At 60.1% G+C, this 18082-nt stretch carries 8 protein-coding genes; all 8 read right to left on the reverse strand.

Annotation, left to right across the window (positions count from 1 at the left end):
* Positions 1-3 precede the first annotated feature (3 nt).
* Positions 4-2214, reverse strand: coding sequence for a protein DpdD (dpdD, locus tag AC07O8_RS02670; RefSeq protein ID WP_495046564.1), 2211 nt, complete (start codon positions 2212-2214; stop codon positions 4-6).
* Positions 2207-2740 (reverse strand): phospholipase D-like domain-containing protein DpdK, encoded by a 534-nt coding sequence (gene dpdK, locus AC07O8_RS02675; RefSeq protein ID WP_495046565.1) that lies wholly within the window; start codon positions 2738-2740, stop codon positions 2207-2209. Before dpdK ends, dpdD begins: the two co-directional genes overlap by 8 nt.
* A complete protein-coding gene (gene dpdJ / locus AC07O8_RS02680) occupies positions 2737-7506 on the reverse strand; it encodes a protein DpdJ (RefSeq protein ID WP_495046566.1) in 4770 nt (1589 codons plus the stop codon). Before dpdJ ends, dpdK begins: the two co-directional genes overlap by 4 nt.
* The gene (locus tag AC07O8_RS02685) at positions 7503-7964 is read right to left on the reverse strand and encodes a hypothetical protein (RefSeq protein ID WP_495046567.1); all 462 of its coding nucleotides are present in this window, start codon (positions 7962-7964) and stop codon (positions 7503-7505) included. Before AC07O8_RS02685 ends, dpdJ begins: the two co-directional genes overlap by 4 nt.
* 260 nt (positions 7965-8224) lie before the next feature.
* Entirely contained in the window at positions 8225-11266 is a 3042-nt protein-coding gene (gene dpdH, locus AC07O8_RS02690; protein ID WP_495046568.1) for a protein DpdH, read from the reverse strand.
* Positions 11263-12168, reverse strand: a complete 906-nt coding sequence (gene dpdG / locus AC07O8_RS02695) for a protein DpdG (RefSeq protein ID WP_495046569.1) — start codon at positions 12166-12168, stop codon at positions 11263-11265. Before dpdG ends, dpdH begins: the two co-directional genes overlap by 4 nt.
* Positions 12165-14717 carry a protein DpdF gene (dpdF, locus tag AC07O8_RS02700; RefSeq protein WP_495046570.1) on the reverse strand — a complete coding sequence of 851 codons (2553 nt, stop codon included), beginning with the start codon at positions 14715-14717 and terminating at the stop codon, positions 12165-12167. The genes dpdG and dpdF overlap by 4 nt, the downstream gene beginning before the upstream one ends.
* Entirely contained in the window at positions 14714-18034 is a 3321-nt protein-coding gene (gene dpdE / locus AC07O8_RS02705; RefSeq protein ID WP_495046571.1) for a protein DpdE, read from the reverse strand. Before dpdE ends, dpdF begins: the two co-directional genes overlap by 4 nt.
* Positions 18035-18082: the final 48 nt, after the last annotated feature.

Here is an 18082-nt window from a genome sequence, read left to right on the forward strand (position 1 = left end):
CGTCTATGCCAAGCGGCGAGAGGCCGCCTCGACTAGGCTAGTTGTGCCTGCACCTTCTGCCATGATGAGCCGGGCCTTGTCTTTGACGGCCGCCTTGATGCAGTCATAAGCGGCGTGCTTGCTGCTCTTCCAGGCGAATACGAAGAGGTCGGCATGCTGCGCTAGTGTCTTCAGTCTAGGCGTGCAAACGGCATCCGCGCTGCATTCCACCCTGAGCTGCGGGAAGAGTTCCCCAAGCAGTTGTGAAGCCCGCTTCGTCGCGGCTTCGTCTAGGCTGTAGAGGGCAAGAAGCTGAACGTCGCTTCGGCCACCGGTCGATTCAGTATCTGTCTGTTGGTTCTCGATCAGGACCGGCGAGACTTCGATGCCGGCCTCTGAAAGCAGCATGCGCAGGAGTGCCCGGACCATGGGTTTGAGTCGCGCGGCGTACTCGATACCCGCATGCTGCACCGACAACAGCATCCGCATGCGGGCATCCGCGTCGCGGGTAGGTGCAACTGCAAGTATGTCGCACACATCCAGCGCCCACGTCATCACATGGGGTGAGCGCACCTCTTTGAAAACCTCGTGTACCTCGTCGACGGCCGCTCGGTAGGTCGCCGCGTCGGGTCCGGCCATCACTAGCGCCAATAGGGTCTGATGCAACAACCCGCGGTCAGTCTCACTGAAGTCGCCCCTCGCGCGAAGTGTCTCCATGAGAGCAACATAGATCGGCATCAGACGCCGATCGGGTTCCATTCGATCTACGAACAACTCGTGCCAGAGCGCGTGCAGTCGCTCGAACAGGGCTGGGTCCTCGACGACCAATCGCGTCAAGCACTCGGCCGCGGATATTGGCGCCTTGGGGTCGGCCAGGATCTCATTCAACCCGGAACTGCGGGCGAGTTCACGCCAACGCTCGACGTACTCGTCGGCTGCTTCACCGGGGCGTTGCTCGAACTGTTCGGCCAGCGACTTTTGGGCCTTTCCGCCAAGTTTCGACACTAATGAACGGAGGCGATTCAAGCGGGTTGGCGCCGACGCCTCGACAGCCTCACGCATGTCTTCTGGTGCTGTTGTCAGCCGGGTCAGTACGGCGAGAGCCTTCTCTGGATCTTCAGACTCCCTCGCGCATAGGACGAGATTCAGAAGTACATGCACTTCGTCGGGCAGTGGCCAGAGCAGATCGTATGCGCGGTCGAACTGCTCGCTTGAAATAGCCAGTTGAGCGACTCGATGATTGTCAGAGGTCGCCAATCGAGCAACATAAGCGCGAAGGGCTGCATCCAAGCCACCGAAGGAGCCGCTTGGTAGACCGCGAAGCAAGTCGATGCAGGATTGGACGCTTGGCTCGGACTGGATCAGCTCAAAGAGAACGAACGCCTTAAGGACGGCACGTCTCTTCGACGTCCGGCGCGTTCTAAACATCGGTTTGGCGATCTCCGCCATGGCCTCGCGAAAGCGATCCAACAACTCCTCAAGACGTGGTGCACGCTCGAAGGCGGCAACCTCGCTCTCATAGAGCGCTTCCATGACGTCGCCGTACGTCTCTGGTGGCAACCGGAGATGGACAATCGTCGGTAGCAGTCGGTGTGCAGCGATCTCGTCCCACCTGCCGAATGCCGCGTTGAGTCGGATCTCGAGGAACAAGCGGTTTTCCGCTGACAGTCCAAACCGCTCTCGTAGTGCCGTTAAGCATGAACGCGCGCCCGGTTCGTTGCGTGCCGCCAGGGCGCGGTCAAAGGCTGCTCGGACCTGGTCAAAGGTCTGTGGCACGTGCGATGCGGCGAGAGGCCGGCGGTCAAGTAAGCGCCAGTAGCGCTGCCATTGCTGCAACACGGTGGTCTCGGCTGATGGCGACGAGGCGCTGAAGCGAACCGCTTGCCACCCTACTCGCGTAACAAGCTGGAGTATGTGCCTATCAGCAGCATCGGGCGTTCTATCAGCGGATGCAATCTGCACGTAGCTTGGTCCCAAAAAGGCGCCAAGTTCGTGCGTTACCGCTCGCAGCATTGCGCCCGTACGGGTACAGACATACCAGGTGATCAGATCGTCGCCAGCTACCTTGAAGGGAAACAGGACTGGTCTGTCTCCATGACCCTGCGCATGCCATCGGAGCGCTGGTGACAGCTGCCCGAGAGCATTGGCTGCAATGACATTGGGCGCCGCAAAGGCCGATGCTTGGAGGTCGCTTGCAATCGCCGCTTGGCGCTCCCGATCGAGTTCGTCAGCCATGTTCGTACGAGTCGAAGTGCACGCGCGTCTCCGCAACGTCCGCGGGGTCATACGAGACCGTGATGGCCTCATCGTTGAGCGCGACTCCGTTCTCGGTAAGGTTCATCGAACCCCGAATCGCCACGCGCTCAGTTAAAAGGCCCTTCGTGTGGAGGTGAGGATTGTTGTCCCTCCAGAGAAGCCTCTCGGACACGCCTGCGTCGCCCATCGCTTCCTCGATTCGTCGCCGAAAGTGCTTGTTGTGTGCGTCGGGCCGCGTGTGAATGTGGATCTTGGCTCCTGCCGAAGCAATGGCGACAATGATCTCCACCAACCTCACGTCGCGCTTGCCCCACTCGGGGTTGATGCTGTCAAACTGACCCAGACGATTGTCGAGAACCACGACATTGCTGATCCAAGGTGCGACGATGAAGACGTGCCTGCTGGGAGCGAGCAACTCTTGGGCAAAGACGAACGCCAGCACTTCACGAGCGGCGCTTTGCGCCAACGTTGCGCTCTTGAAGATGTCGCGCTTGTAGGCGGTCACGCTGTAGCCTCAAGTTCAAGATGGAGGCGCACTTCACCATGGTGCCGAGTGGCCGACAGCAGCTTGGGGTAGACGTTCAAGTACTCCAACTGAACCGGGACTGTGACGATGGCTCCCATGGCCACATTAAGTGCGTCGCTACCCCCAGGAGTCACAGCAACCGTCGCCCGTCCGTGGATCATCAGCCGCGCATGGAGTTGGTTGAGCCAGTCCGCGTCACCGGTGCAAATGGGTGCATCGTCATCAGACAACCAGCCACTAAGCAACAAGCGCTCGGTTATGGCGGGCACATCGCTGAATCGTGCCGACAGAGGCAAAGCACTGGTACGAAGAGCGTGACCACGCGCCCAGATCACGCCGGTCAGGACGCTGAAGCGCCATGGCTCACGATTGACATTCGGAAGGTCGAAGCCGGCAGCCTGGAAGGCGTGGTCAATCCTTTCATCGGTACTGAACAGAGCGCAAACCACGCGCGCATCGACTTCAACGCCCAGCCGGTCCTCGATGTCATCCCATCGGCGCAGCAGTTCAGCCAAGAGTTCATCCAGTTCCGCCGGCGTTCCTGGGCGCAGCATCCGGGTGCTCAGAGCGGCAACGTAGCCGTGAAACACGGCCTGCCCGCGTTCGATCAGGTTTCTCCTCAACTGAGCCAGTTGATCGCGCGCCTCGCGCGAAGACTGGGCACCTCGAACAGCGGACGCGTGGCACACGACTTCGGCATCACGAGGATGAACTCCAAGCCATCGCTGGAACTGCCGAAGTTGCGCGTCGATTATCTCGAACTCCGAAGGGCCTAAGGCCGCCTCAATCCTCCGATAGAACTGCGCCGCATCGGTTGCCAGAACATTGACTACTTGTTCTATCAGGCCATTGCCTCCGGGGTTGCTCTCCGAAATCCACAACTCTGAACTCTCTCGCAGAGACCCGTCCTCCAATGGCCCCGGATCGATGTCCACAACCAGTTCCTCAGCGTTCACTTGAGGACATGCCTGCTGAATGGCTTCGACCAGGGCTGCGCCAAGAGTCTGTGTCATCGTCCGCAAAAGCCAGGGTTGCCACCCGTCGTCGAACGCATCGGTCAGAGTCTGCCTAGCCAATGCCCGCAAGGCGGTGACGACATCAGGATTGGCCAGCGACTCGGTAAGGTGCTTGCGTAGGCGTGGCTCTGTCGAGGTGCCGATCGGCCCGTCGCTATCGTCGCCTTCGGCCGCTTCTGGCGACTGAAAGATCGTCTGCAGCACGCCTTCGAGGCGGTGAAACTCCGTGTCCCTTCCAAGCTCATCGATGGCATCGGCAAGCGGCCATTCCCGGTCTTCAGCAAGTTGTACCGCAGCGACCTGGAAGACTTGGGCCAACCAGGCGCGCAAGAAGCTATTGCCTTCCACTGACGCAAGGGACTCGCCATGCTGCGCCTCCCACGCGTAGCGTGCCGAACGTGCGGCACGTTGAACCGCTGGATCGGCATCCCGAATGTCTGCGACGGACGAGACGGGGAGTCGCAACTTGAAGCAGAGGGCATCGACTTCGATCTCAAAGCCGATGCCGCATGGCAAACCGTCTCGCTCGAATCGCCATGTCGCACTTTGATCAACGCGCAAATTGCCGCGCCGGAGTCGCAGTTCGACCTTGGAGGCCATGGCATAGCGCCGCACCATTGCCTGTGACTGGCTGGCATGGGTGTGTACGGCTACATGGTTCACGAGACGCGCAATACCGACCCGTTGGGCGGGCGACTCGAAGACAACGAGAGGAGGACGGCCGAAGATTTGGGATCGCCATACCAGGTAGGCGTTTGACTTGTCGAGCACTTCGGGCCGGTTGCCTGGCGCGCGCTGCGGCGTCGGGATGAGCCTTAAGTCAATGGGACGAAACGCTCTACCGGAGTGGACTTGCCCCTCCTCTACGTAATCGAAGGACGGCTGCGGGTCCAGGTCAAACCATTGATCGATGTCAATAACGGCTTCGGCCTGACCACTGTCAAGCAGCTCGATCAGCCGGTCCTGCGTCGGGCCAATCCACAGCGGTGCGTCCAAGCGACGCGACACTTTGCCAGGCGCGAATTCTGATAAAGCCTGGAGAACGGGCAAGTGTGCGATTGGTAGCACCGCCCCCTGCGGGAGCAAGCCGACTTCCGGGAGGCTGAGATCGCTGAACAGCGTTGCTGGAGCAAACTCGGGCAAGGGGCCTCCGGCAGAGCGGTCCGCATGCTCGATGCCATGTGCTCGCCAGTTAGTCACCAAACGCCGGAGAGCTGTCGGCACGGCGCCCAAGAGCAGAGGTCGCGGATGGTCCCACAGCAGCAATTCGACCTCGTCGCGTGGCAAGCCTAAAGCCGACCCTACGAAGGTGGCGAAAACCTCAGTTTGCGAGGCATCGTCTAGGACTTCGCGAAGCAGCTCGACCAGGCGCTGCCGGCGAAGGTGGCTTTGGATCCGGTTTGCCCCTTGCCAACGGTCTACTCCTGCAGCGACTGGGGCTGCGTTGAAGGCTCGCCCCTTCAGAGACTTCCACTCTTCGGGGGAGAGTGGGAACTTCAAGTCCTGGATGAGTCGACTGAGACTGTCTCTGACGCCTTGAGACCAGCTTGCAACGGCCGGAAATGTCTGCGGGCCAGACAGGTCGCGCCAGATCGAGCCGCCTGGCTCACCCGCCTGCATCTTGACGCCCAGGTAGTCCAGCAGCGCATATGTAGCCTGCATTCGTCGGATGTACCGGTTGGACAGCGGCAACTCTCGGGATGGCAGTTCCGGATCGAAGAACTGCTCATAGGCCTGGTACGCCAACCGGTCACGGCCATAGTCGGACAGAACCATGATGGTCCAAGGCCGCATATGGCGGGTTCGCCCCGCACGACCCTTGCGCTGGAGGAACTGGGCCATGTCGCGCGGGGCCTTGTGTTGGACGACAACACCAACGGCCGGATCGTCGTATCCGACCTCCAGCGCGGCTGTGGCAACGACGATCTGAGCGTTCTGGTCAACGCCCGTGTCGTATGCAGTTGTTCGTTCGACGCGATGACGAACTGAAAGGTCATGGCCCACGGCTTGGGTTAGCCGCCAGTCCTGCCCACCTTCGTACCGCCGCAGGCTCGGTCCGGGCAACCGCATGTGCGCCAAGCCACCATTTGGATGCCTTTTCGTCGCTGGCTCTCCTCGCTGCGTCAGCCCTTCAGCATCGCGAAGATCGTAGAAGAGGCGATTTGTCGCATCGACTTGATCGGTGAACGCGAATGCACGCCAACCTGCGAAGGGCCGCCACTTCGCATGGAAGTCCTCGCGCTGGTCCACCAGGCGAGAAGCCAGCATGAGTGTCTGAATCGACGTCGACAACAGGGAAGACTGCGACACTGGGTCGCCTCGCAAGGCGAGCATGTACTCGGCACCTTCGTCGGTCAGGTCATCAGGGGCGGGGGTTATTTCCTCAACTGTGTCCGGCTCTAGCGACACCAACGACGCGAAGAAGTTTTTTCCTTCGGCTATGGTTGCTGAGAGCCCCACAAAAACTGTACGCCGCTTCGTGAGATGCGACCAGCGCCGGAGCAGGTGCGCGACCTGTGCCCCATATGTGCCGGTGTATACGTGCACTTCGTCGAGCAGCATGAGGGGTGGGGCAAACTGCGCCTTTGGCCCGACGCCAAAGAGGTGCCTCATGTCGGAGTCGGACATCCGCTGGTTGAGCATCTCCACCGAAGTGAACAGGATATCCGGCGGCTCATCCTGCATCGACCGCCTACTGACCCTCAGTTGATGGCCGTCGGTCGCGACCCCGCAGTTACGACACACAAGTCGCGCGGCAAGCTCAGCGCCATCGGCCTGTTGCAGGCGCATGTCACTTCGACACTCAGGACAGCGGAAGAATGGGCAGGCACCGTTCGCGTCACGCCACTCGTGGGCGGCACTCTTCACGGTTGTGGGAGTACCTCCGTACAGGACGCCCACGCTGATGTTTGCAACTCCTGCGTGACCTAGGTAGTCATCGAACTTGCGCGCTTGGTCGAACACCTCTGCAAGTTGGTCCTTCAGCAACTCGTTGCGTGGGTAGATAGCAAGGATGCGCACTCCTCGCGCCTTTGAGTAGGCTTTCTTTTGGGCCGCCAGCCAAGACAGGGCGGGAAGGTAGAAGGCAAGCGTCTTACCGCTGCCAGTACCAGCCGAAACGATCGTTCCTTGTGGCGTGTTCTGCGCCAAACCACCCAGCACGCGAGCAGTGGCTTCGATCTGGAACTTGGCCCATTTCCACTGCGGATCTCCCTTGGCGAACCAATGCTCGATCGCGTCCAGGACCGAAGGCGTGTCCACCTCATGGCGGATCTGCTCCAGCGCGGCGACAGTTGTGACGTCGCGCCTAGGATATCGCCGGGGTCGCCATAGCAGTCGGTAGTCGGCGACCAGAGTCGAAGCGGTCATCCAACCATCGCGGCCATCGTGCTTTCCTGCGAAGAGTTGCCGTAGTCGTGCGAAGAGGCGCACACCTTCAGCCATCCGGGTCCGAAAGCGCGCAGGGCCCCCTTGGCGCCCCGGGATTTGCATCAACAGTGCGCTCTTAACCAAATGCTCGCGCAAATCGTCTGCGGTCGAGATGCGGCATTCAATGTCGGCGAGGAAGGGTTGGCTCTGCGGGTCGTTCAGAACCTCGTTGAACGCTTCGTCCACTTCGTCGGCGCTGAGTGCCCCGTCGACCAGACCCCATACAAGGACTCGAACCTCTCGTCGCTCGAGTGCGTCGAGCGCCTTTTCTGCTAGCGCGAGATCGGCGGAGAGGTTCATTTGGCAGCTATGCGCACCTGATAGCGCACCAGTTGACCGTTGTCCTCCAGCCAGCGAAGCACGTTCGGCGTGACGTGGGCCAATGTTGCGGTGTACGCGTCCACGGCGCGAAAGAACTCATCCACGTCCTTGGGAACGTCTCGCTGCACAGTGGCGAGGGCACTTCGGCACTCCCTCACGGCGTGCTCAAGATTCTCGCTGTCGGTCGCACTGCGTGGAGCGGCTTGGCCCGCCAGCTTCCTGTAGTCGCGATACTTGGCCCTGTAGCCATCGAGTGCTTGCTTGTTCGCCGGAGTCTGAGGGAGCGTCGCCTCAAGTGCCGAAGGTTCCTCCAGCGTTCCGGCGCCCTCGACGATCCCTCGCCATGCATCGCGAATGGCTTCCTCGAGCGAATCAGCGGCTCCTTCGGCGGACTTCAGCAACTTGGTCCACAAAGGATCTTCCGTGAGCGCCGACACATCCTCACCTCCGGAAATTCGGCTTACGGCCTCCTTCGCGTGGATAGCAAGTTGATCCCGCCTTTGGACAAAGGCAGCAACTTCACTTGGCCGCAGTTGGACCCACTCAGAACGGCCTCGGGACGCAAGCAACTTTGAGCGCCGTTCAGTCCATTCTTGTGTGCGCTGCTCAAGGCGCGCGCGAACGTGTTGTAGCTTCCTCGCGGTGGCTACTTGCGACACCGTTTCGCTAGCGGCTCTGCAGCGTTCCAACATCGTCGTCATACTTTGTCTCCCGTCGCCAACTCAGCCAAGTCGGATTGCAGCTGCGCTACCGCGCCAGCAATATCACCACCTCCGGACGACTTGAGTGCGGCCTTGGCTTCACGTTCAATACCTTTGATCAGTCGATCGAGATAGTCGAGCGCATCGACGGTCTTTCTGAGAGACCGCACGTCCCACTCTGCCCAGACCGCCAGTTGCCTGTGAAGCGTTGCATCGTCTGCGGGAATCGCAAAGCTTGGTGCCCTTCGCAGGTGGGCTTGCGATGTTTCGTCAGCTAGAACAGCAAGCTCCCGCTTTGCTTGGGACAGCGAGAAGCCGTCCGAAGGTATCAGGCTCGCCTTGTTGGCACTCGTCAAAAGCAACTCAAGCGCGTTGACGAGATCGGTCGGTGCTTCCTGTCCGGCAAGTGTCACCACCTTGTTAACCAGGCCTTCGACAGTCGAGCGGTATCTCGCTATCAAGGTGCCCAGACGCGAGCCTGCCAATTCGTTGGCAGCGTCACGCGCGTTCCCAAGCGTCCGAATCTGCTGCGGATCGTCAGGCTGCTCCTCCGCTCGCCACGCGCTCCGCAGGCGTCGGGAGTCGATCGCATAGGCTTGGGCACCGTTGCCCTGAAAACACCCGATCGACTCGTAAAGTGCCCGGCGTACATCTTCAATCGTCGACGCTGCCCGAACACAGGCTGACATCACGCTAGCTGCGTGGGTCTTGTCGTCCGAGTCCGGTCCGGTTGGTGTCCACGAAAGCGCGGACTTGTAAGCCATTAGCGGCGGAACCGGCGGGTCCGCTGCCTTGGTCAGCCGTAGTAGCAGCGCCTGGCGATGAAGGACCCGTACGGCTACAGCCGCCTGTCGTTCGGCGAGTGAGGTGAACCACTTGATGGCCTGCTGCTCCAGGCGATCGATGAGTTGCTGCGCCAGCACATAGTCGTCTTCTGACTCAAGGTAGTCCCAGCTGCGCTGATTCGTGTCCCATCGATCGAGAGCGACCACGCCTGCCCGCAAGTCTGCAGCCAGAGGGCGCGTCTCTTCGCCAGCGATATACATCGGCTCTGTCGTCGGGTTGCCGACTCCCCCGACGTAGGGCAGCCAGATGTGCTCAGCATTTATAGCTGTCGAGCGCATCCGCAAGCCGTTCCAATCCAGGCGATCTTTGAGTGCCGTGGAGACAATGGCTCGTATGCGCCTGGCTTGTGCCTGAGGCAGCAACTCTCCGTTGGCCCAGCGCTCGACCTGCTCGACAAATCCGGGCGTCCCGGGCTTCTCACTGGGAGATGGGGGTGTTGGTTGAGATGCCGTAGGCCCCTTGTCTGGTGGTCCTTGCGGCGGTAGAACTACCCGGTCGCTTAGATATGGCCAGGGAACGTCGAACGCCTGGAAGATGCCCCTTGCCACTTGAGACGGTGCACTCAGGTCTTGTGGACTGCCGGCCCAATGAACCAAGACGGGCGACAAGCGCTCCTTGTCGGACTGGGTAAAAGGCTGTGTCCGCAAACCGATTTCGGCGCTTGCCGGAAGCACCGCCGCCTTGAATCCAGGCGGTGGAAAGGCTCGCTGCTCATATCGAGGCCGGAGCAGCAACGTGTCTCGAAGAACGGTATTGATGAATGCACGAGGGTTGAACACGAGGTCCGCCCCTTTGCGCAACTCCCGGCGACACAGTGACTCGATCGACATCGCCGAAAGTGGGAAGAGGGAGTACCCGTGCCGACTCTTGCCGAAGGCTGATAGGACTTCGGCGTCTTCCGCAGCGAGCGGCGCGTTGAACGACTCTACCCAATCGTCGGTGCCTGCTCCGTACTGTTGCCGTAGCGCATCTGCGCCCCACCGCGCTGCGTTGAGGTAGCGGCCCGCCAGGTCAATGAAGCGAAGGATTATTTGATCGTGTGTTGGCGCCGTATTCGGAATGATCCACTCGCGTTTTGCACGCGTAAGGATGGTCTGCCGACTTGGCAAGAAGCCGTCAGTCACGGCAAGTGCAGTACGGATCGGCGCTCGCACTCGCTGGCCTTGATGGTCGCTCTCCGCGATCATCAGATTGAGCAGCGGTTGCTGAATTCCCGCGAGCGCAGCAAAGTCCTCGATCAACAATACAAGTTCCTTGCCTTCGGCCAGCAACTCTTCCCGGATACCTGCGACGATTTCCTCGATCGTCTTCTGCCCCAGGGCCTCCGAAAACCTAAACACGCCCCGCAGCGCGGGGTCAAGCACGTCCTGTAGTACGGCCGCCGCGGGTTCGCGTAGGGCGCCATCATTCTTTTGGAGCTGCTGCAGGTAGAGCCTCGCTGCCGGTGTGCCCAAGCTTGGATCCCAGTCATCGGGCGTCGCTAGATCCTCGGGCACAAAGCGTCGCAGTTCGCCTGTCTCGGATTCACTGCCCCCTTCGAGCGTTTGTCGAATGATTCGCTTGAGGACAGCACCGAACCACTTGTCCCGGACGATCGGATCGCGCAAAACGTCGCGGAGTCCCTTTGCTGCTGCCACCCGATCACGAAATGACCGGTCGCTCGTAGCGCCACCAGCCGTCAGCAATTGCATCCCCTGCTGATACCGGATCTCCAGTTCGTTGCCCAGGGAAGCGGCAAGAAATTCGCTAGCTTGATCCGGCGCAAGGGATTCGATGGCCTTCGACAATTCCCCTCGTAGGTGCTCGTACTGCCCCCCTTGCAGCGGAGCCAGGATGCGCTCGATGACTTGTCGGAGGCTCGCTGTCTTGGGCACTACAACAATGACGAACCGGTCACGCAGTTGGTGGCGCAGCAACTGAGCGTGCAACCAGCGCACCATGTGCGACTTTCCGACGCCAGAGGCACCGGTAATTGCAACTAGCACGGCACTGCCATCGTCGGCCGGGCGCAACAACTCCTTGAGCAGGTCCTGCTCAGTCTTGATCTCTTCAGCCCCTCCTTCCGCAGATCGGACGCACAGGGGGCCCGGCTCGTGAACTGCTAGCAGGACCGCGGGATCGACAGTCTCTGCCTCTGTGCGGATGCATTCGTTGATGTTCTCCAACGAGGGCCAGTAGCTAGTGATGTTCACCCTGCCCTCCTCTTGGCGGCGCGTGCTCGCTTGACCCAGCTGTAGCGGTAGTTCGGGCGGAGCCCGTCGCGACCTGTGAACACCACTCCACGGCCCACGTCTGCGCGATTCTCGAATTGCAGTTCTTCGGCCATCATCAGCGACAGCAGAGCACGAGATAGCGAAGTGGAAAGTTGCCCCTCTTCGAGAGTCGGCAGCGCTTGGGGTTCTAGACGAGCCTCAACGGCCTTCCGCCAAACACCGCGATCAAGTACTGGAAGTGCTACGGCAAGTTTGTCGACGAAGTCGCTCGCTGGCATGTCCTCACCGGGTTCGAGACACTGCGGAAGAATTTCTCGGACTGCAACGGTTGGGTCGATCTCACCACCACCAGGTTGGCGAACGAACCCGAGGAAGTGCGCCCAAAACTGCAGACCATTCCGACGCGTGTCGTTGCGCATTAGTCGAGCTTGCTGATCGGCGATCTGCCGACCTTCGAGCTCCTCTAGGTCGGTGAACTTTGTCCGATAGACATCCTGCGCCAGCAGCCAAGCGAGCGATCGCGTGAAGTCTGCCGCCTTTGCTCCTTCACTTGCCCAGAGGTTCTCGTTGTTCGCTTCCGACAATGCGCACCGGCGGGCCTCTCGGCGGACCGATGCCAACACGTCCCCGGCACCACGCAGATCGGATGAGGGGGTTGCGGCCAGAGTGATTCCGTTGTCCGTCTCAACGAAAAGACCGAGGTCTCGCCAACGATTGAGCGTCTGGCGAGCCATCTTTCCTTCATCGATCACGGCTCCGCCAGGCGCAACGGCATCGAGCAAGTCTTCTCTTGTCATCGGCGACCTGGCGCGAGCGACGGCTTCGTAGAGGCTGACCAGCACGTTCGGCAGACCATCGTTGGTGAGGTTGAGCAAGCTCATGCGGTGAGGCGCTCCAAGAGGTCGTAGGCGTGGATGTGCGGGATCGTGTCGATGAACCGGCGGCCCGGATTCCGTGTTTGTGGCGTCTCCGAGGGAATGACGAGCACGTCCAAGCGCGAGTTAGACAACCACAACTGTTCTGGGACTGACGTGCAGTCAGGTCCGAACAGGAGAACGCGCGTCTCGCCTTCGCTACCGCGCCACTCGTCAGGCGCCTGGTAGGACACGGTGTCGACAAACGAATCATCAGCTGCTCTACGCAGCAGCATCTCGCTCAAGCGTTTCCTGAATCGCCCAGCGAAAGTCGATTCGACGACCCACGTATGGGGCCTGATGTAGTCGGCCAAGACCTCGACGATGGAGGTGCAGACCGCGTCGTAAGCGCCATCACCTGGAACATCGACGACAAGCAACTGCCGCCCGACCATGGGGAGGCCCAGTTCTCGAATGTCGCTGCCGGGCCTCACAGCAAAACTGGCCAGGCGCGGTGGTTGGGGTGGTGCGTAGTCCTTGCTGGCGTTGCGTACCTTCCAATGAACAGGACATCCCCCACAACACGCCGAGACAGGTGACCAGGTGGGACCGGTCGACGAGTATGTGTCTTTGAGTGCGGCTGAAACCTCTGTTCGCTGTTCTGCGACGGCAAGCATGGCTGTGAGCCCAAGCTCCGAGGCGGCCCAAATCTGATCTCGCGCACGACGCATGCGTGCCGCGAAGATGTTCTGGTGACGGTGTCCATCGTCCAAGATCTGAATTGCCGCCTTCGTGGCGGCACTTACGTCCTGTGGTGTGTTGTCGTCACCAGTTCCGTCAGACCTCAGGGCGATCAACTGGATCAATCCAGCGCGCGCCATCAACGTCAAGGTTCGAATGTTCCACTTGGCGCTGGCATCGGACTCGACCTTGAGGTGGGGCGGGAGTTGCGTTACATCCACCCAATGCACATCGGCGTGTTCGGGATCTGGTACGGCATGATCAATCATGAGCGTCCAGCGCTCATGTCCGGTATCGTCCCCGATGAGCGTTTCTCCGGCCATGCCCCTTGCTTGATCCACGTCCGGATCGGTGTAGAGCAGCAAACTGATCCCAGCCTTGCCGTCACGACCGGCTCGACCAACCTCCTGATAAAAGCGATCGAGGGATTCGGGCATGGTTGCATGGATCACAGTACGGACGTCGCTCTTGTCCACGCCAAGCCCGAACGCGGATGTGGCCACCATGACATCGAGTTCGTTCGCTGCCCATGCCTTGAGCAAAGCTTCTCTCCGATCCGAAGGCGTGCGCCCAGTGAACGAAGCGAGGCGGCGATATCCGTGCGCACGCAGATCCCCAACCCAAGCATCTGCCTCGTCTGGGCGAGTGACGTAGAGAATTAGCGGACGCGGGGCGAGACGAACGGCTTCCAGTACGTGCTCGGTACGCGCTAGCGGATGATTGCAAAACTGAAACGCGTAACGTGGCTCGGGACGTAAATGCACAGCCGAAACCACGTAGGTTTGCTCTGGCGGCCCAAAGAGCTGGCGCAGTGCTTCGGTCGTAGCTGCCGTCAACGTGGCAGATGCAAGCACGACGCGGAGAGGACGAGTGCTCGCTAGATTCCTCAAACTGCGCGTCATCGCCGGAAGCAGTTGGAATGCTGGGCGAAAGCCATTGCCCCATCCGATGACCAAGTGTGCTTCATCGATGACTACATGATCCAAGCGCCCTGCACTCGCCGCCTGTTCGAGGAGGATGCGCAGCGAACCAGTAGCAGACTCAGGAGAGGTGAAAAGGATCGGCTGCGAACCGCTGCGAACCGCGCGCCATACCGTCACCCGATCTTCCTCGTTCAATCCGCTGTGGTAAGCGAGCGGCGGCAGTTCTCGGTGAGGAAAGCGCGTAGCCAGGAGCTTCGACATTCGAGCGGCCTGGTCGATGGCCAAGGCGACCGTCGGAACAATGGCCAAGGTCATGGTGCCGTCTTGCTGAAGCAGCGACGGCAACTGGGCCATCAGGCTTTTGCCGCTGCCCGTCGGTAGGTTGACGATGAGCGTCTGTGACCGGGGCAAGTGGAGCAACGCGCGAGCCGCCTCGCGCTGACCGTGGCCCGTGTAAGAGTCGAATGGCAGGTTGCGCACAAGGACTGGATCGCCGAGGACACACGCTTCTGGCCTGGATGGCAGTTCTCGGAATGCGTCATCGAACAGGTCAGCTTGTCCCTCCAAGAATGAAAGCTGTGGGAATCGTGCGTGTACTAGCGTGTGGGAGGCGTTTTCCATGACATCGAACTGGCTCAAACGCCAGTCTGCAATCGCAGGCCATGGTGAACCTATTGGCACGCGGACCCATGGCAAGTGCTCATCCGGTGTTGCACGTCGGAGCAGCGCCTGACGTAGTAGGGGCAGCAGATCGCTGCCAGACACCGGGCCGCCGCGCTGCAACCTATAGAGCACTTGTCGAAGCCGCTCCATGAGCGGATCGGCTTGATAAGCCTCGGTGACGACTTCCTCCGGCCACTCGGACAGAACCGTCAATAGGGCTGGGAAATCGAACGCTTGAGCCGGGCTCATTGGGCGAACGGTGACGTGGGTGATACGAAGACCGCCCCTGCAGAATCCAGCCGGAGAGTGGGGGAAGCAACGGCGCTAGTTAGCTGAAGATGCAGTTCATCCTCCGCACGAAGTTCGAATAACTCCGCATCTTTCGCCGCTCCTTCAAGTCGGGCTGCTCGTGAGTTGAGTTGTGCGACGCGACTTTCGTGCTGCCGACGCAGGCCACTCAGTCCCTGTCGAATCCGCATCGTCACCTCATCAAGTTGCAGAACGAACCGCCGAGCGGCGTCCCTGGCCGTACCGCAATGCTTGCTCCAGTCAGGCAGCCACGGGAGGTTGGCCTGCATTTCCAACACTTGCCATCGTCTTGTGTTCAGGTTGTAGTCACGATCATCCTCCGCAACTTTGGCCTCGTCGGACCGATACGGCGCGGCCAACACTGCGGGCGGTCTGTCCACGCACTGTCCGTTAGGCAACACCCATACGGAGTGGAAGTGGGGCGAAAAATGACCGTCGACACGTCGTCGCAGCGCGCGTACGACATCGTCCTGTGCCTGCTCACTCTGCGGAAGGTCTGCTTCCACTAGAAAGTCGAACCGGAAATACAAGTCCACGCCGGTAGCGCCCAACGGTTCATATCCCGAGGCCTGGCGCCACATCGCGTGGACACGACCGCGGTCGTCGGACTCGCAGAAGGAAAACAGCGACTCCACGAGCGCATCACCGTATCGCAAAGCGCGAACCTTCCCTGCAGTCCCTCGCTTCGAGAGTGCCGTTCTGCGTCGATAAGCATAGGCAAACGTGAGCGGGTTCTTGGATGAGCTTCGTGGAGCTTCGGTGTCAATGGCGCCGAGGAGCCCTTCGATGAATGAATTGAGAGTGATCAGGGTAGAGGCGCCAGAGTCCCGGCGGTATGCGAGCCGGAATACCTGCTCACCTGTAGGGAGCGGATCTTTCCAATCCTCAATCCGCTTCTGGAACTGGAGGGCCTTGATGGCAAATTCGTCAAAGGCGTTGCGCCATGCCTGCCAGTCGGAGTCCACCGCATCCAAGTCGTCGAACACTGCACTCTCGACCTCCCCGAGTGCGTCCAAGGCGTCCTGCTGATCAATTCGGCGTCTCTCTCTAGCGACCCAGCCGGATGGTCCAACAAGCTGATTACGCCACGCTGCCAATGCAGGCTCACCCTCGCCAGCCCACGCATCGGCAGTCGGTTGTAGTGTTTCCTCGACCAGATACTGCAGGCTCGCTATGGATGCCTTGAAAACCTGCAGACCGTCATCAAGGCAAGCAAGCCAGGTGCGCTCATCCTGGCTGTCGCGGCAAACAAGTGCCACTGACCTGAGAGGGTCACCTGATCCAAATCGATCAAGACGTCCCAGGCGCTGTTCGATGCGATTAGGGGCGAGCGGCAAGTCGTAGTGAACCGCTACCTTCTTTCCGCCGTGTAGATTCAGACCCTCCTCGGCGCGTACGTCACAAACCAACACGCGGCATGTAGAGGGATCACGCCGAAACGCGTGCCAAGGCTCGATCACATCGCCGCCGTCATCGGCCTGCATAGTTGACACGCGATGACGTTGAACCGTGCCACTAGCAAGTGATCGTTCTAACGCGACAGCCGCGGCGTCAGCTTCGGTGACGTCGTCGCAAAACACGACAACCTGTTGACCAGGCGTTCGAAGAAGCTCTTCAACGGCGCTGACCAGCGCTCGCGCTCGAGCACCTTCGCCGCGCATTTGACTTGTGAGTTCATCGACATGCCGTGCAAAGGCAAGTGCTTGATCGTCCACAACGCCTCTGTGGTGCAGCAAGTTATGCAAAGCGACGGCACCGGCGGGGTGTACGACGGCACTTAGGAGTGCCGAATTCAGGCCACCGGGTGCCTCTATGTTGGCTAGCCGCACGCGAAGCAGGTCAAGACTGCGCCGTCGTTCGCCCGTGACAGCGCACTCGAATTCGAAGACGTCTAATCCGCAGCGCGGTGGTGTGTATCCTGGGACCGACTTGCGGCGGTTGCGAAGAATGCGGCGGTGAAGCTTATACGTCTCTGTCAGGTGAGATCTCAACTCACCCAAGGCGAGCAGAAAGACTTCGTCCGTCTCATTGGGCAGCGCCTGCACAATTGGGCGCAAGGCGCCGATCAAGCGCGCCAGCGTCTCATCTTCTTGGAAGGCGCATTGCAGGCGATCAAGGTCATCCTCCATCGAAAGGACGTTGTCCGGCACAAGCGATGCGACGGCTTCTGCGATCAGTTGTCGGGACTGCAGGCGCTGCTCGAAGCCAGCCAGGTCATCTAGAGGAAACACAACGGGGTCGAGCAGATGCAGGACCCGCAGGAAGCCGGACGTATCGGAGAGGACGGGTGTCGCGGACAACAGTAGCAGTCGTTGCGAGTCCTGGACACTGACTCTCAGTAAGTCGTACAGGCGATTTCCGCCTTGCTCGTCTTGGCGAGACAGATGGTGAGCTTCGTCTACAACAAGCATCCCCGCGCTTGGGATGTGCCGCGCAATGTCGTCAAGGCGATCAGAGGCAATGACTTGGACAAAGTCATCCAACCATTCCGCCAAGTTGAAGCGGTCCGCAAGCTCCTCTCGCCACTGGTTGACCAGCGAGGGAGGTACTACAACCAATGCGCGCGCAGTCGATGCCTCATCCAGAATGTACTGCCGTATGAGGATTCCAGCCTCAATGGTCTTACCAAGTCCGACTTCATCAGCCAATAGGTATCGCTGAACTGGGTCTTGAAGGACTCGCCTAACGACGTTGAACTGGAAGTCAACGAGTTCGATGTTGGATGACAAAACGGCGCCCATGCCTAGGCTTGCGGCGCGCTGTGCAATAACACAGCGCACGAATCCCGAACGGGCCTCTGCAAAAAGCGGTGTTTCGGTCACTCGTCGCGACAGAAACGCGACCGGATCGGTGATGGGCTTACGCCATCGAGTGTGCAGTTCCTCGCGACGCAAGTTGTCAATCTGGCCATTTGGGAACTGGACCATCACGACCGGTCCCTCACCGTCCAGAACGCGTCCTACGCGCCATCGGCCGGTTCCTTCATCGAGGTGAAAGACGCGCGTCTGGACCGGTAGGTCTACGACTTTGACCGCTGTTAGAAGCACGGTCACGTCTGGCGGGTTCGTGTCGTCAGGAATGTCGAAGTAAGAGATGACCGCATGCCGCCCCTGCACGCGGGCCAGCTTGCCGATGCCGTAAGCGTTCCACGGCGACGACGCTACCTCGACAAATGCGCCAATAGCAAAGCTTTCTCCCCTGGAGTTGTGCCTCGCTGTTATCGCCCGATTCGCAACACTGCTATCTAGGTTGACCAACTCTTCACCTCCCCTGCAATCAAACGACGAACTTGTGTGCCCAAGCTT

The organism is Roseateles sp. GW821-FHT09G09, from assembly GCF_059415965.1.

Coding starts and splice junctions, on each gene's coding strand:
- dpdD (WP_495046564.1), bottom strand. CDS start 2,214: ATGGCTGACGAACTCGATCGGGAGCGCCAAGCGGCGATTGCAAGCGAC.
- dpdJ (WP_495046566.1), bottom strand. CDS start 7,506: ATGAACCTCTCCGCCGATCTCGCGCTAGCAGAAAAGGCGCTCGACGCA.
- dpdG (WP_495046569.1), bottom strand. CDS start 12,168: ATGAGCTTGCTCAACCTCACCAACGATGGTCTGCCGAACGTGCTGGTC.
- dpdF (WP_495046570.1), bottom strand. CDS start 14,717: ATGAGCCCGGCTCAAGCGTTCGATTTCCCAGCCCTATTGACGGTTCTG.